The organism is Nocardia sp. NPDC051929, from assembly GCF_044548645.1.
Classification (GTDB): Bacteria; Actinomycetota; Actinomycetes; order Mycobacteriales; family Mycobacteriaceae; genus Nocardia; species Nocardia sichangensis.
In genome coordinates, this window is the sequence record NZ_JBIUCG010000029.1 from 39,451 (window position 1) to 60,504 (window position 21,054).

The 21,054-nt window shown below is 69.3% G+C and carries 18 protein-coding genes; 7 read left to right on the forward strand and 11 right to left on the reverse strand.

All coding sequences use genetic code 11. The annotated features are described in order from the left end of the window. Positions 1-86 precede the first annotated feature (86 nt). A complete protein-coding gene (locus ACIHAX_RS32595) occupies positions 87-2,285 on the forward strand; it encodes an MMPL family transporter (protein WP_397281434.1) in 2,199 nt (732 codons plus the stop codon). Positions 2,286-2,359: 74 nt separating this feature from the next. Here ACIHAX_RS32595 and ACIHAX_RS32600 read toward each other — a convergent pair whose 3' ends face one another. Then, entirely contained in the window at positions 2,360-3,805 is a 1,446-nt protein-coding gene (locus ACIHAX_RS32600) for an MFS transporter (protein WP_397281436.1), read from the reverse strand. Next, positions 3,775-4,722 (reverse strand): alpha/beta hydrolase, encoded by a 948-nt coding sequence (locus tag ACIHAX_RS32605; protein ID WP_397281438.1) that lies wholly within the window; start codon positions 4,720-4,722, stop codon positions 3,775-3,777. The genes ACIHAX_RS32600 and ACIHAX_RS32605 overlap by 31 nt, the downstream gene beginning before the upstream one ends. Positions 4,723-5,020: 298 nt before the next feature. On the opposite strand from ACIHAX_RS32605, the gene ACIHAX_RS32610 reads away from it, so the two are divergent. Beyond that, positions 5,021-5,965 (forward strand): alpha/beta hydrolase, encoded by a 945-nt coding sequence (locus tag ACIHAX_RS32610; RefSeq protein ID WP_397281440.1) that lies wholly within the window; start codon positions 5,021-5,023, stop codon positions 5,963-5,965. A 30-nt stretch (positions 5,966-5,995) separates the two neighbouring features. Here ACIHAX_RS32610 and ACIHAX_RS32615 read toward each other — a convergent pair whose 3' ends face one another. Beyond that, positions 5,996-7,099, reverse strand: a complete 1,104-nt coding sequence (locus tag ACIHAX_RS32615) for a glutamate--cysteine ligase (RefSeq protein ID WP_356962473.1) — start codon at positions 7,097-7,099, stop codon at positions 5,996-5,998. 292 nt (positions 7,100-7,391) lie between these two features. On the opposite strand from ACIHAX_RS32615, the gene ACIHAX_RS32620 reads away from it, so the two are divergent. The 3 genes from ACIHAX_RS32620 to ACIHAX_RS32630 all read left to right on the forward strand — a co-directional run bounded on the left by ACIHAX_RS32620 (position 7,392) and on the right by ACIHAX_RS32630 (position 9,766). Beyond that, complete coding sequence (locus ACIHAX_RS32620) at positions 7,392-8,018, forward strand: hypothetical protein (protein ID WP_397281442.1); 627 nt, start codon at positions 7,392-7,394, stop codon at positions 8,016-8,018. A 181-nt stretch (positions 8,019-8,199) separates the two neighbouring features. Then, entirely contained in the window at positions 8,200-8,619 is a 420-nt protein-coding gene (locus ACIHAX_RS32625; protein WP_356961911.1) for an Hsp20 family protein, read from the forward strand. 652 nt (positions 8,620-9,271) lie between these two features. Then, positions 9,272-9,766: a DUF1360 domain-containing protein gene (locus tag ACIHAX_RS32630; protein ID WP_397281444.1), complete on the forward strand. Its 495-nt coding sequence runs from the start codon at positions 9,272-9,274 to the stop codon at positions 9,764-9,766. Positions 9,767-9,863: 97 nt separating this feature from the next. Here the strand turns inward: ACIHAX_RS32630 and ACIHAX_RS32635 are convergent, their stop codons facing one another. Next, positions 9,864-10,235 (reverse strand): cold shock domain-containing protein, encoded by a 372-nt coding sequence (locus ACIHAX_RS32635; protein WP_364431097.1) that lies wholly within the window; start codon positions 10,233-10,235, stop codon positions 9,864-9,866. Beyond that, positions 10,207-10,422 (reverse strand): hypothetical protein, encoded by a 216-nt coding sequence (locus tag ACIHAX_RS32640; RefSeq protein WP_397281447.1) that lies wholly within the window; start codon positions 10,420-10,422, stop codon positions 10,207-10,209. Before ACIHAX_RS32640 ends, ACIHAX_RS32635 begins: the two co-directional genes overlap by 29 nt. Before the next feature lie 487 nt (positions 10,423-10,909). Here ACIHAX_RS32640 and ACIHAX_RS32645 point away from each other — a divergent pair, with 487 nt between their 5' ends. Both ACIHAX_RS32645 and ACIHAX_RS32650 read left to right on the forward strand, forming a co-directional pair. Continuing rightward, positions 10,910-12,328 carry a cytochrome ubiquinol oxidase subunit I gene (locus ACIHAX_RS32645; RefSeq protein WP_364431103.1) on the forward strand — a complete coding sequence of 473 codons (1,419 nt, stop codon included), beginning with the start codon at positions 10,910-10,912 and terminating at the stop codon, positions 12,326-12,328. Between the two features lie 3 nt (positions 12,329-12,331). After that, a complete protein-coding gene (locus ACIHAX_RS32650; RefSeq protein WP_364431105.1) occupies positions 12,332-13,366 on the forward strand; it encodes a cytochrome d ubiquinol oxidase subunit II in 1,035 nt (344 codons plus the stop codon). A 106-nt stretch (positions 13,367-13,472) separates the two neighbouring features. Here ACIHAX_RS32650 and ACIHAX_RS32655 read toward each other — a convergent pair whose 3' ends face one another. The 6 genes from ACIHAX_RS32655 to ACIHAX_RS32680 are packed head-to-tail and all read right to left on the reverse strand — an operon-like array spanning position 13,473 to position 20,927. Continuing rightward, complete coding sequence (locus ACIHAX_RS32655) at positions 13,473-13,721, reverse strand: Ada metal-binding domain-containing protein (RefSeq protein WP_355070936.1); 249 nt, start codon at positions 13,719-13,721, stop codon at positions 13,473-13,475. A gap of 5 nt (positions 13,722-13,726) precedes the next feature. Further along, entirely contained in the window at positions 13,727-14,524 is a 798-nt protein-coding gene (locus ACIHAX_RS32660; RefSeq protein ID WP_397281449.1) for a 2OG-Fe(II) oxygenase, read from the reverse strand. Beyond that, positions 14,521-15,132, reverse strand: coding sequence for a methylated-DNA--[protein]-cysteine S-methyltransferase (locus ACIHAX_RS32665; RefSeq protein ID WP_355071061.1), 612 nt, complete (start codon positions 15,130-15,132; stop codon positions 14,521-14,523). The genes ACIHAX_RS32660 and ACIHAX_RS32665 overlap by 4 nt, the downstream gene beginning before the upstream one ends. Further along, positions 15,132-15,605 carry a sigma-70 family RNA polymerase sigma factor gene (locus ACIHAX_RS32670; protein ID WP_364431350.1) on the reverse strand — a complete coding sequence of 158 codons (474 nt, stop codon included), beginning with the start codon at positions 15,603-15,605 and terminating at the stop codon, positions 15,132-15,134. Before ACIHAX_RS32670 ends, ACIHAX_RS32665 begins: the two co-directional genes overlap by 1 nt. 46 nt (positions 15,606-15,651) lie before the next feature. After that, positions 15,652-17,541: an exodeoxyribonuclease V subunit alpha gene (recD, locus tag ACIHAX_RS32675; RefSeq protein ID WP_356961899.1), complete on the reverse strand. Its 1,890-nt coding sequence runs from the start codon at positions 17,539-17,541 to the stop codon at positions 15,652-15,654. After that, the gene (locus ACIHAX_RS32680; RefSeq protein ID WP_397281452.1) at positions 17,538-20,927 is read right to left on the reverse strand and encodes a UvrD-helicase domain-containing protein; all 3,390 of its coding nucleotides are present in this window, start codon (positions 20,925-20,927) and stop codon (positions 17,538-17,540) included. Before ACIHAX_RS32680 ends, recD begins: the two co-directional genes overlap by 4 nt. Positions 20,928-21,054 lie beyond the last annotated feature (127 nt).

The following is a 21,054-nucleotide window of genomic DNA, read 5'->3' on the forward strand; positions in this document are numbered from 1 at the left end:
GTCTGCCGGTGAAATGCCTTGGCATTGCTAGGTTTCAACCGTTCCTGGCCTCGCCGAAATACGATGTCACCGGTTAGGAGGCGGCATTGTTCGCCGAGTTCACGCACTGGACCGATACGCTCGTCCGGCGGCGGTTCACCGTCATCGGGTTCGTCGTCGCCGCACTGCTCGCGCTCGGTGCGTACGGCCTCGGGTTGGACGAGCACCTCAGCGTCAGCGGGTGGAACGATCCGACTTCGGAATCCGCGCGGGCGGTCCGGCTCAAAGACGAGGCGTTCGGCCACGACCACATCGCCGATGTGCTCTTGTTGTATCGCGCCCCGCCAGGCAAGACGATCGATGACCCCGCTTTCGCCGCGACGGTCGTGGGTCACTTGAACAGCCTGCCGCAACGCTTTCCGGACCGAATCGGCAAGATCAACGCCACCTACTGGCCCACCGACACCGGGCTGCACCTACCGGACATCTTCGGCTCCGAAGCCCGCGACTACGCCTTCGCCTCCGTCGCCATTCGCGGCAGCGACGACACGGAGATCATGCGCAACTACCGAAAAGTCGCCGACCAGTTCCGGATACCTGGCATCGACATGGAGGTCGCGGGCGGGCAACCCGTCGCGGCCGCCCTCAACGACACCATGGCCCACGATCAGCGTCGCATGGAACTGTTCGCCGTTCCCGCCGTGGCGGTGCTGCTGTTCTTCCTGTTCGGCGGCGTCGTGGCGGCCGCGCTGCCGCTCATTGTCGGCGGACTGACCGTGCTGGGTGCGTGGGGGGTCATTCGGGCCATGACCACCGTCGTCGAGGTGAACTCCTTCGTCTCGCCGGTGGTCTCGATGGTCGGCCTCGGCTTGGCCATCGACTACGGTCTGTTCATCGTGAGCCGGTTCCGCGAAGAACTGGCCGACGGCCGCGAGGTGCCCGAGGCCGTGCGGCGAACGGTCGCGACCGCCGGACGCACCGTGGTGTTCTCCGCGACCATCGTGGTCGTCGCCGCGGGCGCCATTCTGCTGTTCCCGCAAGGTTTTCTGCGCTCGTTCGCGCTCGGTGCGATGGTGACGGTGGCGCTGGCGGCGCTGATCTCGATCACGTTGCTGCCCGCCATGCTGGCCGTGCTGGGCCGCCGCGTGGACTGGTTGGGTTTCAACCGGTTCCACGCGCGCCGCGCCGGCGATCGAGAGGCGGACAATCCGTGGGGCCGCGTCGCCGGATGGGTGATGAAACGACCTCTGGCCGTGGCGGTTCCCGTGGTGGCCGTCCTGGTGCTGCTCATCGCCCCGGTGCGCGACGTGGCCTTCGGTGGCATCTCCGAGCGCTTCCTGCCGCCCCGTCATCCGGCCCGCACGGCGCAAGAGCGCTTCGATCAAGTCTTTCCGCTGCGGCAGATCAATCCGGTCGATCTGGTACTGATCACCCACAACACCGCCGATATCGACGCGGTGGTCGCGCAGGCCGGACGAGCCCCCGGACTCATCGCGCCGTTCCCGCGTGCGGTGCAGGGACCGGCGCATCCGAGCGTCTTCACCACTTCGACCGTGCTGCGGGACGCGCACGACGCGAACGCGACCATCGACTATCTGCGTTCCATGCCGGTGCCGAAGGGAACGACGGTGCTGGTCGGCGGGCAACCCGCGGTTCAGCGCGACAGCGTCGACGCGCTGCTGCGCCGGATGCCGCTGATGATCGCGCTCGTCTTCCTGGTCACCACCGTGCTGATGGTGCTGGCGTTCGGCTCCCTGGTGCTGCCGCTCAAGGCCGCGCTGCTGAATCTGCTCGGGCTCGGCTCTACGCTCGGCATCCTGACCTGGATCTTCGTTCAGGGTCACGGCGCGCGGCTGCTGGAGTTCACCCCGCAGCCGATCATGGCGCTGGTACTGGTGCTGATCGTCGCCGTGATCTACGGGCTGTCCACGGACTACGAGGTATTCCTGCTCGCCCGCATCGTGGAGGCGCGGGCCGCGGGCGCGACGACCACCGAGGCGGTGCGCACGGGCATCGCCCGCACCGGCTGGATCGTCACCGCCGCCGCCCTGATCCTGTTGGTGGTGACGGGAGCCTTCGCGCTGTCGGATCTGGTCATGATGCAGTACATCGCCTACGGCATGGTCGCGGCGCTGTTCATCGACGCGACTATCCTGCGGATGCTGCTGGTGCCCGCGACCATGCGCCTGCTCGGCGACGCCTGCTGGTGGGCTCCGTCCTGGCTGCGGCGCGGCGGGCCGCACCGAACGTCTCCGGAACCCGAGGAGCCACACACCGAATCCGTCCACGGCGCCGAACTCCCGTAGTTCTCGAACGGCCGGGGCACCCCCAGCGTGGAGCGCGGCCGACACCGGGGGCGAGTCTCGCCGAGTTGTCGCGGTCAGCCCGCGATCGACCAACTGAACGGACTCGTGGCCGCACGCGCGCGGTTCGGCAGCGCCAGAGCCAGTGCGGCCAGGCCGAGAGCCGCGACGGCGATGGCCGAGAGCATGATCATGCTGCCCGGCAGCGTGTGCGCGCGGAAGAACAGCGCGCTGAGCACCGCCAGTCCGACCGAATTGCCGATCTGCTCGATGGTGGGCAGCACGCCCGACGCCTCGCCCATGGCCTGCTCGTCCAATTCCGCCAGCATCAGCGGTTGCAGCGGCACGCCGAAGACCCCGACGCCGAGGCCCGCGAGAAACGTCGGCCCCAGCACCAGCGGGAGGTTCACGGCGCCATCCCCTACGTACAGGTATCCCACTCCCACCGCGACGCAGCCGCCGAAAACGGCGATACCGCCGGCCAGCGCTCGAGTCCCCCAGCGGCGCATCAGGATCGGTGACAGCAGCGCACCCGCGCCCGCACCGAGAGCGAACGGCGTCATGGCGATCCCGGTACGCAGCGCGGAGAACCGCAGCACGTCCTGCAACAGGATCGAGACGGTGAACACGAACGCGGTGAACAGGCCGAAGAAGATCGCCACCAGTGCCGATCCGATCGCGAATCCCCGGTCGGCGAAGAGGTCCAGCCGCACCAGCGCGCGGCCGCCTCGGCGGCGCGTCGCGCGCTCGTGTGCCACGAACACCGCGCCGAGCACCACCGCGGCCGCGATGTACACCCCGTGCAGGGCCCGCCAGCCCGCCTGTTGACTGTCCGACAGCGCGAACAGCAGCCCGAACAGCGCCGCGGTGGCCACCACGGCCCCGCGCAGATCCAATGGCTCCCGATCCCTCGCCGGGCCCGATCGCAGGTAGCCCGCGGCCAGCGCGATCGCCACCACACCCAACGGCAGATTCATCAGGAAGATCGCGTGCCAGCCGAGCCCGAACGGATCAAGGGTGATCAGCGCGCCGCCCAGGATCGGGCCGAGCATTCCCGCGAAGCCCGCTGTCGCGCCGTACGCGGCGAAGGCGTACTGATGATGCTCACGGCGGAAACTCGCGGTGATGATGGCGATGGTCTGCGCCGCCATCCCCGCGCCCGCCACGCCTTGGACGATCCGGGCGAGCACCAGTTCCATCGCGGTGGTGGACATCCCGCACCACACCGAGGCCACCGTGAAGGCCACCGCCGACCACAGGAACATCCGGCGGCGGCCGACGATCGCACCGACGCGAGCGGCGGTGAGCAGCACGCAGGCGAACGCCAGCGAGTACCCGGCCACCACCCACAACTGCTCGGACCGTGACGCCCGCAGCTCCGCGGTGACGACCGGGAGGGCGGTGTTGACGATCGTCACATCGATCATCTGCATGAAGACCGAGATCAGGCACGCCCCGAACGATCCGAGCGCCACCGCGGCCTCTTTGCGGGTCATCGGATCGCCGCTTCGATCATCGGCCACGAATTGCGCAGGTCCTGATGCCAGTAACCCCAGGAGTGGGTGCCGTTGGGCCGGAAGTCGAAGGTCGCGGCGACACCCAGCTGACGCAACCGGTCCTGCAACTGGTGCGTGCACAGGTTCGCCACCGCCTCCAACGGTGCCCCGAATACCAGCTGGTAGAGCAGGTGCGCGAGGTCGCCGTGCGCGCCCTCGAAGTCGTCCTTCGGGCCGGGCAGCCCGGTACCGGTGGAAACGTAGATGGCGGTGCCGCGCAGCCGGTCCGCGTGCAGGTACGGATCGTTGGCGCGCCATGCGGGATCGGTCGGCGGCCCCCACATGTTGACGACGGTGCCACGCTGCTGCGTGACCACCGCCTGAACCACCGCCTGCCCCGCGGGGTCGCTGGTGCGCACGCAACCGCTGTAGGAACCGATCGCCTTGTACAAACCCGGTGCGGCCATGGCCAACTGGAACACCGACGTGCCTGCCATCGAGATGCCCGCGATGGCGTTCGTCCCGGTGCCGTGGAAGGTGGCGTCGATGAGCGGTGGCAGCTCTTCGGTAAGGAAGGTCGACCAGCGCTGCCTGCCGAGGACCGGGTCGTCGCTGCGCCAGTCGGTGAAGTAGCTTCCCGCACCGCCGAACGGGATCACGACGTTCACCTGCTTGTCGCGAAAGAAGTCGACGAGATCGGTGCCGTCGAGCCAATTCCCCTCCGAACCGCCGTTGGCGCCGTTGAGGAGATAGAAGGTCGGCGCCGGTGTGTCCGGATCGGCCGCGCGCAGCACCCGAATTCGCGTAGCGCTGTTCATCGCCGCCGAGTACACCTCGAGTTCGGATTGCCGGTCGGATTCGACCCGGGTTTCCGCTATTCGCGAGCCGTCCGCCGCGACGGGTCGCGATGGATCGGCGCGGACCACCGGCTGTGCGCCGATCATCACGCAAGTGAAAATGAGGACCGCGGCGAGTACCGCGCCTGTTCGATGCGAGTATCCGGGCATGTCGACTCCTGGACCCGGGTAGGAGGGCTCGAATTCGCAGTCAATAACATCGGGCGGCCCCCCGCCGGATTTTCGAGTGATCCTGTGTTTCCTACCAATTCGATTCGTCGACTATTTGCCGCATTTCCCAAACCGGGCGCGCGACCATTGCGATCCCGGTGCGGCGGAACCTAGCGTCGAGCGCATGGCGTTCCCTCGACTGTGCCGCGACTCACGCGGAACAGTCCGGCGCGCAATGCTCTTCGCACTGCTGATGCTGATCTGCTCCGGAAGCTCGGCGGTCGCCGAGCCACCCTCGATGCGACCCGCACACGGGCGAGCCGTCGAGCTGACCGTCTTCTCCCCCGCGATGGGCGCACCGGTATCGGTCATCGTGCTGCCACGCCCGGACCCGTCCCGCCCGGCTCCGGTGCTGTATCTGCTCAACGGCATCGACGGCGGCACCGCGGGCGACGGCTGGACCGACCGGACCGACGTCGACCGATTCTTCGCCGACCGGCAGGTGACCGTGGTGGTCCCGGTCGGCGGCGCGGGCAGCTACTTCACCGACTGGCGCGCCGACGACCCGGTCCTCGGCCGTCCGCGCTGGACCACGTTCCTCACCCGCGAGCTTCCCCCGATCATCGACGCCACCTTCGGCGGCACCGGCGCCAACGCCATCGCCGGAGTCTCGATGACGGGCACCTCGGTGTTCCAGTTGGCCATGGCCGCACCGGGTTTGTACAAGGCGATCGGTTCCTACAGCGGCTGCGTGCGCACCAGCGACCCCGCCGGACAGGCCATGGTGGCCACGATCGTCACCGCGGAAGGCGGCACGGTGGCGAACATGTGGGGACCGCCGGGCGATCCGGCCTGGGCGGCCAACGATCCTTACGTGCACGCGGATCGGCTGGGCGGCACGACGATCTACGTGGCCGCCGGAAACGGGCAGGCGGGCCCGCTGGACCAGCCGCACAGCACGGGAATCGACGGCAACCCCGCGAAGATGGCGGACCAGTTGGCCATCGGCGGCATGCTCGAAGCCATCTCCGACCGCTGCACCAGGTCACTGCGCGACCGCTTCGCAGAACTCGGCGTCCCCGCCACCTTCGATCTGCGGCCCAGCGGCACCCATTCCTGGGGCTACTGGCAGCACGACCTGCACAACAGCTGGCCGTTGTTCGAATCCGTTCTGCGCTAGCGGCTCTGGGGCAATCCGCGATCAGCGCCGTCAGGCGCACCCTTCCAGGGTCGCGTGTGCCAGTTCATCGACCACGTCGCCGATCTCATGACGCTTACGCAGCGCTTCGAGCTGCCGCCGGGCGCCGTTGCCACGCTTGCCGAGGTCGGCGATCGCTTCGGTGACGAAGGTTTGGTCACCGAAGTCCCGCAGCGCGGGCTCGATGTGCGCGACGAGTTCGTCCAGCAAATCTCGGTGTGGAACCACACGCCCTTCGACGGGATCGAGTCCGTCGCCGTCCAAACCCGACTGCGCGGCGTTCCAGTAGGCGGCGCGAAGTACTTCGGCAGGGACGGGCGGGGCGGGTTCACCCTGTTCGATCGCCCGCACCCCCATGGTGACGGTGGCCCTGATCAAGGCGGCGAGCAGCGCGGCTTCCTCCACGGTGGCGGGTACGTCGCTGACCCGCACTTCGACGGTGGGAAACGATTCCGAGGGCCGGATGTCCCAGTACACCATCTTGTTGTCGAGAATGCTGCCACTGGCGAGCATTGTCGCGACGATCGCGTCGTAGTCCTCGACGGAGGCGAAGTACGGTGGCGGTCCCGCACTGGGCCAGCGCCGCCACAGAATGCTGCGCCAACTCGCGTATCCCGTCTCGCTGCCACGGTAGATCGCCGAATTGGCGGTCAACGCGAGGAAGACCGGCAACCATGGACGCACGTGATTGCCGACCAGTATCGCGGTCTCGCGATCGGGCACACCGACATGCACATGGCATCCGGACAGCCCTTGTTCATGGGCGATCATGCCGAAGCTGTCGGCGATCCGCCGATATCGAGGTGTATCGGTGACCGGGAACCCTTCGGGCACGGTCGGGGGCACCGCGACAGCGAGGAGCCGAGCGTCATTGGCGGCCGCGCATTCGGCGACGGTCCTACGCAGTGTGCGCAATTCCGTGAGCAGGTCGCCGATATCGGAATGCACCCCGCTACTGGTTTCCACCTGACAGCTGGTCAGCTCCAACTGCAGATCGATGTCCGCCTTCTTCGCCGCTTCGGCAACTCGGATGTTGGCCGGTGCGGGGGCGCCGGTTTCGGGGTCGGTCAGCAGGAATTCCTCTTCGACACCGACAGTCGGTACATGGTCGTCCATGGTCGTGATCACGCCCTTCGATACTTCGGCCGGTATTCCTCGGTGGTAGCGGCCCGTCTCGCGCCGATGTGATCCGCCCAGGCCACTTGCCTACCTGTGTGTCGGCGGAGCGAGCAAATGTGTTCGGGCCGTACCCCCTTCGCACATGCCCAAACGATCGGGCACCGGCTGGTCAGCCGCCGGAGCCGGTGCGGCGGCTCGCTCGATTGAGATCGCGCCGACGGGGTAGATGCCACGTACCTGCGGTGTATCCACCCGTCTTCCGGTCACCGCGCACGACGGAGGTAGCGACATGGCCGAACATCACGACACGGCACCTGGCAGCGCGCCGGCAAACGTTCTGTCGCGCAGGGACTTCGCCGACAGGGTGTTACGTGCCGCGGCAACTCCGGAACGAATCGCCGACGTCGTCGCGCGGATCGTGGGTGAGCGCATCGAGATCGGGCCGGTGCCGGTAGCTTTGAACGGACTCGTGCGCGCCACCGCGATCGCCGAAGCCGGACCCGTACACGCCGTGCGATGCGACTGCGGACCCTGGGATATGACGATCGCGGTGCCGATCCTGCTGCGTCTGCGCGTCCGCCTGCCCGGTCGAACGCTGCGATACATCGGCGCGGCCCGCGTACTGATCCGGCTCGCGTTGATTCCCCGCGAACCCTGCGGACTCTTCCTCCGGACCGACGAGGTCCACGCCGATGACCTCACCATCAGGATGCGCGCTCGCGACCTCACATCCCGACTCGCCGGAGGGATCGGCCGGGTCGAATCCACGGTGGCCGAGCACATCCTGCGCTACATCGACGAACTGTTCGCCGGCCCCGCGTTCGGCGGCATACGCGACATTGATATCGCCGACATCATCGACCGCGCCTGGGACGCGGGTCTCGTACTCCGCTTCCCGGACCGAGCCGCGAGCTGATCCGCATCAGGGCGTTACATCGACTCGGACCGGCGGGGCGAGGGCGGAACTGGCTATCTGCCGGGTTTCTCGACTGGGTACTTGCGCGACACTCAAATCAGTGCTATAAGAAATCTGTGTCCAATGGCACAACTTATCTGATTCGTTCTATGCAGAATAGAGTGAGTTGGAGGTGACGACCATGCTGATGCGCACTGACCCGTTCCGCGATTTGGAACGTTGGACGCAGCAGGTGTTCGGCACAGCGGCCCACCCGGCGGTCCTGCCCATGGACGCCTGGCGTGAGGGCGACCAGTTCGTCGTCGAGATCGACGCGCCCGGCATCGATCGGGATTCTCTCGACCTGAATGTCGAGCGCGACGTCGTGACCGTTCGCGCGCGCAGGCCGGAACTCGACGCCGGTCGCGAGATGGTGGCCACCGAGCGGCCTCGCGGCGAGTTCAGCCGCCAACTGCTCCTCGGCGACGACCTCGACGTCGACCAGGTCCGCGCCGACTACGCCGATGGCGTGCTCCGTCTGACGATCCCGCTGGCAGACCGGCCCGAGCCGCGCAAGATCGAGGTCGCTCGGGGCAACGGGCACAAGGCGATCGACGCCTGAACCCGGGACGGGAGACGTCGTCATGCCCGATTCGGCTGTACGTCCGCGGTCACTCGACGAGTGCGACGCCTGGCTGCTGGATCCCGACCTCGAACGATTGTTCGCCGAGGTGGACGCGATCCTGTGCGAGGCAGGGGCCCGGTTACGCGGGCGGGCGCACCCGTCCATCCCGGCGCCGGGACCGCGGCGCGCCTCGAGCCCCCGTCCCGGCCGGGACACGCTCGGGACGCACGGGTGGCACCCCGAAGCGGGGCCTGCCACCGAACGCGGTCCTCCGCACAACCGCCACCGCACAGTGACGGAATTCGGAAGAAGGAGGTGATGCCAGCATTCCACTGAGAAACCGGTTCCGCGGCGAGGCGGTCGCCCCCTGTACCAGGCGCTTGCGAGCACCAGCGAGCATCTGCTCCACGCGCACCGCCACACCATGTGGCACGCAGGGATGACAGCTCGCCGCAGGAACAACCTCTCGTAGTCACGTCACTCTTCTCCTGATCGGGGGAGGGACCGCAGACCCCTCCCCCGACTCCGACCGGCGGTTTGCCGGGACGCGGCCAGGGTAGGCCGGAAGAGATTCATCAGGGTGCCAAGAGGAGGCTGTGATGCGACGCGCGCTTCTGATCGTTCACGATATGCCCGCGGGATTCCCGCGGTGACCGACAACTCTCGTCACGTGGGTGGCTATGCCGCGACGATGGTTGCGTACGCGACTGTAGTGGCGGCGGTCGCACTGCTCGGAAACGCGACAGGTCGCAAGCTTCCGCGCGATATGACCATCCGTGATCTGGTGGTCACCGCGTTCGCCACGCACAAGCTGTCCCGCTTGGGGACGAAGGCCGCGGTGACGGCTCCGGTACGCGCAGCGTTCACGCGACCGGCCGCAGCTGACGGTGGGCCCGGAGAGGTGGCCGAGGAGCCGAAGGCGACCCACGGTATCCGGCACAGCATCGGCGAGTTGCTCAGCTGCCCGTTCTGTTTCGACGTATGGGCGATCACCGGTTTGACCATCGGACACGTTTTCGCGCCGCGGATGACGCGCGTGCTGACCGACGCCGCGGCCGCCTTGGCAGGCGCCGATTTCCTGCACCTCGCATATGCCACCGCTCAGCAGATCGCCGAGGGCGAACACCCGGCGCTGCTGGGCTGACGAAGCGGTGTCGCACCGATCCGGTTACACGGGCCGCCCGCCCGCACCGTCGAAATCTTCGGTGCGGGCGGGCCCGTTGCAGCCACAAGGTTTGTGGCTATCGCCCCAGCCGCAGCCGCAATCGGCATCGGCGGCTGGATCGATGCGGTCGCGGCAGGTCGTGCGGCGCGGGGGTGGTGTGGGTGCGGGTGTAGGTCAACACCTGGGTGGCTTCGGGTCCGCGATCGGTGTCGGCGGCCGTGAACACGACCGGTTGCCCAGCGGTGAGTGTCTTGTAGCCAGGGGCGCAGATGGCGGTGTATCGGACGAACACCGCCTCACCGCCATTGTCCGGGGTCAGGAACCCGAAACCTTTTTCCTTGTTGAACCAGGCCACACATCCGTGCTGCCAGCGCGGCAATTCCGCGGCGCCGGTGTGCGGGTCGGGATGGACGTTGCTGTCAGTAGGCGAGGCAATCGTAGTCGTCATCGGCGGTAGCTGTGGTCCAGGCCTGATCGATGCGGTCGCTGATATCGGCGGTGTCGAACGCGGCACGGATGCGCTCGGTCAGCGGGTGCAACCCGCCGATGTCCAGTCCGATATCACGGTCGTCGGCGTGCACGGGGGTCTGCTGATCGGCCAAGTCGCCGTCACCGTAGAGCGGGATCGTGGTCATTCGTCACTCCTCCGAGGTGAATTCCGGTTTCGGGGGCGAGGTGGGCTCGGAGCCCGCCGAGCCCACCCGTGAGGAAGAGTCGAGAACGAGAGATCGACAATCGTCGTTTTCTCGAGATACAGCAATCACCTCGCTTTCACGATCTCGTGCACCCCTGGAATGGGGTGATAGCGCAATGTTCCTGCCCGGGTGGATCGCGCGCCGGGACCAGCATGGCCGTCACCTCCACTCAGTCTTATCTCTCGATGACAGAGAGCATTATCTTTGTCGGCCAACACAGATTTCTTCTATCACTCCTGTGATATCCGCGCAAGTCCCAACCCCTGCCTCTTCCCCTCTGCGTCAGCCCGAGGGGCAGCGCACGCGGTCATCGGCCGGCCACGCCTTCACCGGCTTGATACAGCGCGAAGGGGATACCCCGGCTGAGAGCCGAGCGCGCGTGGCGCAGGCATGCGGCTATCGAGACCGAGGGAAAGGGGCCCGCATCGTGTCGAGCACGCTCGTCGCGCTCTACCAGGCGTCGGGCGAAGGGCCGCCCGGCCTGCTGCCCGCACGCCAGCAGATGGCGTTCTCACTGGGCTGGCACATCGTGCTGGCCTGTTTCGGCGTCGCCTTTCCCGCCATGATCTACGTCGTGCATCGCCGTGGCATCGTTCACGACGACCCCGTGGCACTGGGCTTGGCGAAGCGGTGGGCGACGGTGTCGGCGATCTTGTTCGCCATCGGCGCGGTCTCCGGAACGGTGCTCAGTTTCGAAATGGGGCTCTTGTGGCCGGGGCTGATGGGCCGCTTCGGCGACGTGCTGGGCTTGCCGTTCGCCTTCGAAGGGCTTTCGTTCTTCATCGAAGCGATCTTCCTGGGCATCTACCTCTACGGATGGGGTCGCATGCCGCCGCGCCGCCACCTTGCCATGCTCGTGCCGATGGGGGCCGCCGGGGTGGTCGGCACCTTCTGTGTGGTCAGCGTCAACGCGTGGATGAACAACCCGACCGGATTCCGGCTCGCCGACGGTGAGGTGACCGAGGTGAATCCGTGGCGTGCGATGTTCAACGGCGGGGTGTACCTGCAGTTCGCGCACATGTGGGTCGGAGCCTTCATGGTCGTCGGATTCCTCGTGTCCGGCGTCTACGCCGCCGGTCTGCTGCGTGGACGTCGCGACCCTCATCACCGGCTCGGGTTCACGGTCCCGTTCGTCTTCGCGACCGTCGCCGCGCTCGCCCAACCACTCCTAGGGCACGTGCTGGGGATGCGGGTGCACGATACGCAACCGTCGAAGCTGGCCGCGTTCGAACTGGCCGCCACCACCGAAGGGCCCGCCCCGCTGCGATTGGGCGGCGTTCTCGTCGATGGAGAGGTGCGGGGAGCGCTCGAGATCCCCCGGCTGGGTTCCGTCATCGCCCGCAACTCGCTGACCGCCCCGGTACCCGGATTGGACTCGGTGCCGGTGGCGGATCGGCCGCCGGTCAACGTCACCCACCTCGCCTTTCAGACCATGGTCGCCATCGGCACCCTGCTCGCGCTCATGGTGATCGTGTTCTGGCTGCTGCGCTGGCGGCGCCACGACCCGTTGGCCGAACGTTGGTTCCTGGGAGCGGCGGTGGCCGCCGGACCGTTGGCGATCCTGGCGCTGGAATGCGGCTGGATCGCGACCGAAGTGGGCCGTCAGCCGTGGACGGTCTGGCGGGTCCTTCGCACCACCGACGCCGCCAGCACGAGCACCGGCTTGTGGTGGACCTATGTCAGCGTGTTGCTGGTGTATGCCGGGATGACGGTGGGCGCGATCGTCGTCCTGCGTTCCATGGCGCGGCGCTGGCGCACCGGCACCGCGACCATCACCGCCCCCTACGGACCGGGCGCGTCGCCGGTCGACCAGGCGCAGCGCGCCCGCAGCGTCGGAAAGCCGTGACCGATGGATCTCTCGGACGTCGTCGCGACCGCGATGTTCACCGGGGTGGTGCTCTACGCGCTGTTCGGCGGCGCGGATTTCGGCTCCGGATTCTGGGACCTGACCGCGGGCGGACCCCGGCGCGGCAGCCGCTTGCGAGTGCTCATCGACCACAGCATCGGACCGGTCTGGGAAGCCAACCACGTGTGGCTGATCTACATTCTGGTGTTCCTCTGGACCGCCTACCCTGCGGTGTTCGCCGCCGTCATGACCACCCTGTTCATCCCGATGAGCCTGGCGCTGCTCGGAATAGTGCTGCGCGGGGCGAATTTCGCGTTCCGCAAGTACTCCGCGACGCTGCGCCAGGCGCGCTTGTTCGGCGCCTTGTTCGCGGGCGCGTCGCTCATCACGCCGTTCTTCTTCGGCACCGCGGTCGGCGCGATCGCCTCCGGCCGGGTGCCCGTCGACGGGTACGGCGACCGGTTGCGGTCGTGGCTGAATCCGACCTCGATTCTCGGCGGTGTTCTGGCGGTCGGGACGTCCGCATTCCTGGCCGGCGTCTTCCTCACCGCCGACGCCGCGCGCTCGGGCGACGACGCCCTCGCCGGATACCTGCGCCTGCGCACACTGATCGTCGGCGGCGTGACCGGGGCGGTCGCGATCGCGGCGATCGCGCCGATCCGTCACGACGCACCTACCCTCGGTGCCGGACTCCTGGGGCGCGCCCTTCCGCTCATCGCGGTCTCGGCGGCCGCGGGGGTGCTCACCCTGACCTTGGTGTACCGCCGCCGATTCGGGTGGGCGCGCGTTCCCGCGACGGTAGCCGTCGCCGCGATCGTCATCGGGTGGGCCGTCGCGCAGACGCCATGGATCCTCGTCGATCAGATGCTCATCGCGGATGCCGCCGGTGCACGAGCAACCCTGGTGGGGCTGCTCGCCGTCGTCGCCGTCGCTGCCGTCACGGTCCTGCCCGCCCTGGCCTATCTGTTCTGGCTCACCCAGACCGACGCGTGGGTCCGCGACGAGCCCGCGCGTACCGGCGCACCGGAACAGGCGTAGCTACTCCGCCCCAGCGGCACCAGATCCTGGGGTTGCCGGCGGCAGGACCCGCACAGCAGCCGGCCCCTGTTCGAATCGGCGCTGCGGGCTCTGGCGCGATCCGCGATCAGCGCGTTTTCTTCCACGCGGCGTACCGCCCGGGCACGCAGACCGCACAAGGCCGGTAGCCAGCGGAGATCGCGTCGGATTCGGTCGCGAAGAAGACGCGATGCGTGCGGTAGGCGCCCCTGGCGAGCGCACGGAGCGCCGAAGGGCAGTCCAGACGGCCGTAGATGCGGCTGCGACGGTGGCCGCCGTATCGCCCGGGGACGATGCTCCGATACGGTCGGCCGTCGCCGTCGAGCAAGGTGTACACGATGGCTATTCCGCGTCGTGCAGCACGAGACCGAGAGTGTGCCGCACACCGCTGCGCACGCGGCTGACACCGTGGCGGATCGGGGCGCGGGACCAGCCGCGACTGGATGGCGTCGGCCGATCGCGGGTGGTGAAAACCAACGCGTGCCCCTGTTCGAGCACCGACACGGTCGCTTTCGACTGAGCGCGCGGGCGTTGCTCCACGAGCAGGAATTCCCCGCCGGTGTAGTCGATCCCGGATCGGTCCAATCCGATGACGACCTGCAGCGGGAAGACCAGCTCGCCGTACAGGTCGCGATGCAAGGCGTTCCAGTCACCGGCGTGATAGCGCAGCAGGATCGGGGTCGGCTTTTTCTGCCCTGCGGCATGGCAGGCGTCGAGCCAATCGCCGAACTCCTCCGGCCACGGCGCTGGGTCGCCGAGACGGTCGGCCCAGGATCGGGCGAGCGGCAATAGTTTTCGATAGAAGGCCGTCCGCAGGCGCATGATCGGCTCGGACACCGGATGCGCGAAGTATCGGTAGGTGCCTTCGCCGAATCGATAGCGCGCCATGTCGACGGTGGATCGGAACCGGGTCAGGTCGTCCCACATGGCGGTGAATTCGGCGCACTCCTGCGGAGTGAGGATCGGCCCGGTCGCCGCGCAGCCGTGCGCGTCGACTTCCGCGAGCAGCGTCCGCCAGGGCTGGGCGTCGACGCGATCCGCCAGGGCGGCGGCTTCGGCCCGCCCCGGGACGGGAGCGGGCCCGGCACGATGCTCCGCGCGGTGACCGTCCCCAACGGTTCCGGCGCTCGGCTCGCTCATGCCGCCGCCTCCAGATCCAACAGCGCGTGCTTGGCGACGACGCCGCCGACGTACTGTCCGATGGACCCGTCCCCGCGTACCACCCGGTGGCACGGGATCACCACCGGCAGCGGGTTGCGCGCGCAGGCGGAGCCGACGGCGCGCACCGCGCGCGGGTTCCCGACGGCCGCCGCCACCGCGCCGTAACTCGCGCGCTGTCCGTAGCCGATGGCGGGCAGGTGCTCGATCACCTGGCGGCGGAACCCGGCGGCCAGCCGCAGATCCAGCGGCAGGTCGAAATGCGTCCGGTGGCCCGCGAAGTATTCCTCGATCTGCCGGGCCGCCACGTCCAAGCGGGCGGGCGCGGCGAGGATCCGCGGACTGATCCGCGCGGCCAGTGTGGCGAGTACCGCGTCGTGGTCTTCGGTCGGGTAGGCGACGCGGACCAGTCCGGCGGGCGTCGCGGCCAGCAGCAACGTCCCCACCGGGGTCTCCAGCAGGCGGTAGGCGACATCGAGCAGTCCCGCGGCGTCGGCCTCGGCGGTCAGTCGCGCGTGCAGCGTGGCGAGCAGGTCGGCGTCCGGGGTCAGCGCGCGCGACAACCCGTCACCGTGATCGAGGGTGGCCATCATGATTCGTCCTTCGGGTAGAGCTTGCGCAGGGTCTTCAGGCCGTCCGCGGCGGCGCGGCGTGCGGCGTCCGGAGAATTGCCGAGCAATTCGGCGATCTCCGCGTGGGGAAGCCCGGCCAGATAGTGGTAGGCGACCGCTTGGCGCTGCTTGGTCGGCAGCGCCCGCAGGGCGGCCCACAGGTCGGGGTCGTAGTCGGCGGGTCCGGGGGCGGTGGCGGGACGTTCCGGCAACGTCTCTGCCGGGACGGGAGCGCGCGTCAGCGCCCGGCCGACGTCGATCGCGCGGCGATGCGCGATGGTGACCAGCCATGCCTCGATGTTCGTGTCCGGGGAAAGGCCGGGAAACGCCCGCAACGCGGAGAGAAACGTTTCCGACCAGGCGTCGGCCGCGTCGGACGGGCCGAGCACCGCCCGGCAGACGCGCAACACCATCGGGCCGTATTCGGCCACTATTTCCTCGAACGGGGGCAGGCTCACACCAGGTAGACGCCGCGGGCGCCGCGAATGTGAGATCCCGTCATCGGGGCCCTTCCCGGCGCGACAGCCCGCTGGCGCGCAGCACCCGCCGCGCGATGCCAGCGCGGATGGACTCCTCGGTACCGATGATCCGGACGTGGCGGCGTGCCCTGGTGATCGCGGTGTACAGCAATTCCCTGGTCAGCAAGGTGGATTCGGGCTCGGGCAGGACGACGGAGACGGTGTCGTACTGGCTGCCCTGGCTGCGGTGGATGGTCATGGCGAAGACGGTGACGACCGCGGGGAACTGCGTGGGATGCACCAGGTACGGTTCGCTGCCGCGTTGCAGCGCCGCGCGCAGCGAGCCGTCGGGCATCCGCACGACGACGCCGGTGTCGCCGTTGTAGATCCGCGCCTCGTGATCGTTCGCGGTGACCAGCAGCGGTTGTCCGGGATACCACGGCGCCTGCTGCGAATCGGGGCCCGCCCCCGCGGCGGCGGCCCACTCCGCGCCCATCCGGTCCCAGCGCTCCACGCCGAACGGCCCCTGCCGGTGCGCGCACAGCAGGCGATGCGTTTCCAGCGCGTGCAGCGCGCCCGTCGCGTCGCCGTCCAGGGCGGCGGCGGTGACCGTCGTCGCGGCCCGCACCACGTCGGCGCGGACCGCGGTCAGCTCGTCGGGCGCGCTGAGCGACAACTCGTCGCCGCCCGCGCGCAACAGCTCGAGCGCGGCGTCCGCGTCCCCCGCCCGCACCGCGACGGCCAGGTCGGCGATCCGTCCGCCGAACCTGCGGCCCCGGGTCAGCCGGACGATGCCGCCGCGCAGGCGGGTGCGCTCCAGCGCGGTCAGGGCCTCGGCGTGCTCGCCGGTGGCCTCCGGACCGAGGATCTCGTCGAGCACGGGGTTCGGGGTGGCCGCGACGGGTCCGGCGACCAGGTCGGCGAGCACCGCGCCCGCGTCGACCGAGGCGAGCTGGTCGGGGTCGCCCACCAGGACCAGGCGGGTGTCCGGGCGCAGCGCGGCCAGCAGCCTGCTCATCATGGTCAAGGAGACCATCGAGGTCTCGTCGACCACGATCACGTCGTAGGGCAGCCGGTTGAATTCGTGGTACTTGAACCGGGTACTGCGGCCGCGCTGCCAGCCGAGCAGCCGGTGCAAGGTGGCGGCGGTGAGTTCGGGCAATCCGAGCGAAATCGCTTGCTCGCGAACGGCTTCCTGGAGGCGAGCCGCCGCTTTCCCGGTGGGAGCGGCCAGCGCGATGCGCAGCGCGGGCAACTTCGGCTCGGTCTCGCGGTGCGCGGACAGCAAGGCGATGATCCGCGCGATGGTGTGGGTCTTGCCGGTGCCGGGCCCGCCCGCGACCACGGTGGTCCAATGTGTCGCGGCGAGCGCGGCGGCCAGGCGCTGGCGATCCGGCGCCGTGCCCGCCGACGCGTCGAACAACCGGTCCAGTTCGCGGCGCACGATGCCGGGAGCGACCACCGGATGGTGTGCGGAACGCTCGGTGAGCACCCGCCGGATCGTCTGCTCCTGCCGGTAGTACCGATCGAGATAGAGCAGCGGACCGGAATCGCCCGGCCCCTGGGATTCGACGAGTCGCAGCGGCCGCAACGGACCCGCCGGTCCACCGCGCACCAGCGGACTCACCCGCAGCGCGGCGACCACGGCCGGGATGTCCGGCCACGGCAGCGTCGCCGGATCGATGCCCGCGTCCCAGTTCTCGTCGGCGTCGACGCCGATCTCCCGCATCCGGTGCAGTTCCAGGCACACCGAGCCGGAGCGCACCGCCCGCACGGCCAGCGCCGCGGCGAACAGCACCGGCTCCGACGATTCCCGGCCCAGCCGGCCCAACCGCAGCGCTACGTGCACGTCGGCGGCCGAGAGCACACCGGCCTCGTTGAACGTGCGCAGCAGACCGGTTCCGCGCTGCGCCACCTGGATCGAGGTCACCGCCCCGCCTCCCCTGCCAGCAGCGCCGACAGCGCCACTACCAGATCGGCGGGCGGATGCCAGTCGAAGACACCACAGCCCGCAGGCGTCTCCGGTCCGATCATGCCGCGCACGAACAGGTATCGGACTCCGCCGAGATGCCGGGCCGGGTCGTAGCCGGGCAACCGCCAGCGCAGATATCGATGCAACGCGACCGAGTACAGCAGCGCTTGCAGCGGATAGTGGGAACGCAGCATCTCCGCGGCCATGCGGTCGCGGGTGTAGTGCGCGACGGTGAGATCACCCGTGCCGAGCCGGTTGGTCTTGTAGTCGACGACGACGAATCGAGGGTGCGCGTCGCCCGCGACGCGGAGCACGGCGTCGATGCTGCCGGTCAGGTAACCGCGCAGCGGTATGTCTTCGAGCGCCGCCAGCTGTTCGGCGTAGGGGAACAAGTCGTCGTCGACCGAAAGGTGCTCACGCAGCAACTCGGCGACGCGCCGCAGGGTCGCCGCGGTGGCGCCGACGCGGTCCCCGCCCGCCAATGGCAATTCGAACTCGAGTTCGCTGAGACGGTCGCCAGGGGCGATGCCGGCCAGGCAGCCACCCTCGAGCGGAGTACGCAGCACGGCCAGCAGCGCCGTCGCGAGCACTTCGGTATCCACTTCGGCCATCAGTTCGCCCACCGCCTCGCGGCACCGATCGCGCACCTCGGCCGCCAGATCCGGACCACCGGTGTCGATCCGCTCCAGGACGCCGTGCACCAAGGTGCCGAACTCCGCGCCGTAGGGCAGCGCGTTCATCAGCGACGCCGCGCCCGACGGTTCCGGCTCCGCCGCGCCGATGAGGGAGGCGCCCGCGGGCTCGTCGCCCGGCCCCGGCGCGCCCTCCGGTTCGCTGTCGGGTTCGGGCGCCGCCGGGCCGTGCGCGGAGGCGGTCAGCGCCGAGTACGAGGTGCGCCGCCACTGCTGGTCCAGCGCCCGGTCGAAGCGGGCCGCGGCCAGTGCGCCGGGCGCGGGCCCGGTGCGCGCTCGCCGGATCGCGACGCCGTCGGTCCCGGCCACCGCCGTCACCGAGATCGCCGCGCCCGCGTCCTGCGCCCACGTCGTAAGCATTTGCGCGGCAACGGTGTCCGCGGGTACCGCGGCTCGGGCGGCGACGGCCGCGCCACGATCGGCGCGGCCGAAGACCATGCGGTGCAACGGCGACGCCGCGGTGGTGATCGCGGGCGCCCACCACGCGACGATCTGGCACATGGCGCGGGTGAGCGCGACGTACAGCAGCCGGAGTTCCTCGCCCGCCTCCTCGGCTTCGCTGCGCGCCTTGCGTTCGGCGTATCCGGGAGCGTCCGCGCCGCCGACATCCAGCACGCGCGCACCGTCGTCGGCGTGGAACAGCAACGTCGCCGGATAGGGATTCTTCGCGCTGTCCCAGGCGAACGGCAGGTACACCACCGGGAATTCGAGTCCCTTGCTCGCGTGCACGGTGGCGATCTGGACGGCGGCGGCGTCCCGGTCGAGCCTGCGGCTGCGGTCGGCGACGGCGCCGGAGGCGGGGTCGCGCACGCGGTCGGCCAGCCACCGGGTCAGCGCGGTCAGCCCGAGTCCCTCGGTGAGCGCGACTTGGTCGAGCAATTGCGCGAGGTGCCGCAGGTCGGTGAGCTGCCGCTCCCCGTTCTCCACCGCGAGCAGCCGCGGCGCCAGGCGGGTTTCGGCGGCGATCTTCTCGAACACGGCCGCGAATCCCGCGCGGGTGAACAGCCGCGCCGCCTCACGCAGCTGAGCGCTCACCCGGCCGACCAGATCGGCTCCCTCGCTGTCGATCTCGGCCGCGGTCACACCGAACAGCGGTGTGCACGCGGCCAGCCGCACCCGGTCGCCGCGATGCGGCTGTTCCAGCGCCCGCAGCACCCACAGCCAGTCGGTGGCGCTGTCGGTCGCGAAGACGCTGATACCGCCCGCGAGCACGGAGGCGACGCCGACGCGGTCCAGCGCCGCACGCACCACATCGATCTGCGAGCGGGTCCGCACCAGTACCGCGATGTCGCCCGGCCCGATCGGCCTGCGCGCCGTGTCGACCGCCGCGATCGAATCGGCTTCGGACAGTACCGTCTCCGCTTTCCCATCCAGCTGCACACCGGATTCGAGCAGGCGCACGATATCGGCGGCGAGATCGTCGGCGACCTTGGCCCGCATGCGCCCGACGGCCGGGAAGCCGGATTTGTTCAGCGGTCCCGCGCCGGTGCGCGGTAGGCACCGGACCCGCAGCGGCGTGGTGAGTTCGGAAGGTCCGGACAACCGGGACCATGGTCTGGTCGGGGCGACCGGATAGACGCGGATCTCCTCGTGCCCCAGGGCCGCCGCGCCGTGCAGGTGATCCAGCGCGGCGAGCAGTCCGGCGTCGCTGCGCCAGTTCGTGGTGAGTTCTTTGCGGACGTCGGCGTGCGCCACCGCGTCCAGGTAGCTGAGCACCTCCGCGCCGCGGAAGGCGTAGATCGCCTGTTTGGGATCACCGACCAGCACCAACGTGGCATGCCCGTGGAACGATCTGCGCAAGATGTCCCATTGCAGCGGGTCGGTGTCCTGGAATTCGTCGACCAGGGCGACGCGGTAGCGCGCCCGGATGCGACGGCACGCGCGCGGGCCGTGCTCCGGGTCGGCGAGCACGTCGTACAGCAGTACCAGCAGGTCGTCGAAGTCGCGCAGCCCGGCCAGCCGCTTGCGGCGCTCGGTCTCCGCGCGTACGGCGCGGGCGAACGCCACCCGCTCGCCGGTCTCGCCGTCGGGCTGGAGCGCCGCATGCCGGTCCCGCACGGCGGCCAGCGCGAGCGTGCGGGCCTCCTTCACCGAGAACGGCGGTTGCCCGCGCGCGTAGCGGTTGAGATACAGATCCTCGACGACGGTGCCGACGAGATCGTCGACGGTCTCCACCAGCCTGGTGCCCGGGTCGTGTTCACCCGCGAGGCCGAGTTCGTCGAGCATGCGCTGGCAGAAGCTGTGCGTGGTGGCGATGGTGCCCGCGTCGAAATCCGACAGGGCGGTCAGCAACCGTCGCCGCCGCGACCGCACCTCGTCTTCGCCGGCCTGCGCGAGGTGCCGGACCAGTTCGTCGGCGTGCGCCCTGGCCGCGACCGGGTCGGTCAATCCCGCGGCGACGGCGACGAATCGGTCGCGGGTGCGTTCCCGCAGCTCCTGGGTCGCCGCGCGGCTGAAGGTCACCAGCAGCAGCTGGGACACCTCGACACCCGCCTCGGCGACATAGCGCACGGCGAGACCGACGATGGCGTGGGTCTTGCCGGTGCCCGCGCTGGCCTCCAGCACGGTCGTGCCGGTTGGCAGCGGTCCGTACGGTTCGAACGCGGCCGCATCGAAAGCGTTTGCCGGGAAGGAGGTTTCCTGCACGGTCATGCGCGCCTCCCTCTTGCGCGGCCGGTGGTCACACACTCGGCGGACGTCGCGCTCGTCCTGGTGACCGGCCACGTCACACGGACCCGAAACGACTGTCCGGGCTGACATTCTGCCGCGCCCCCGGCCG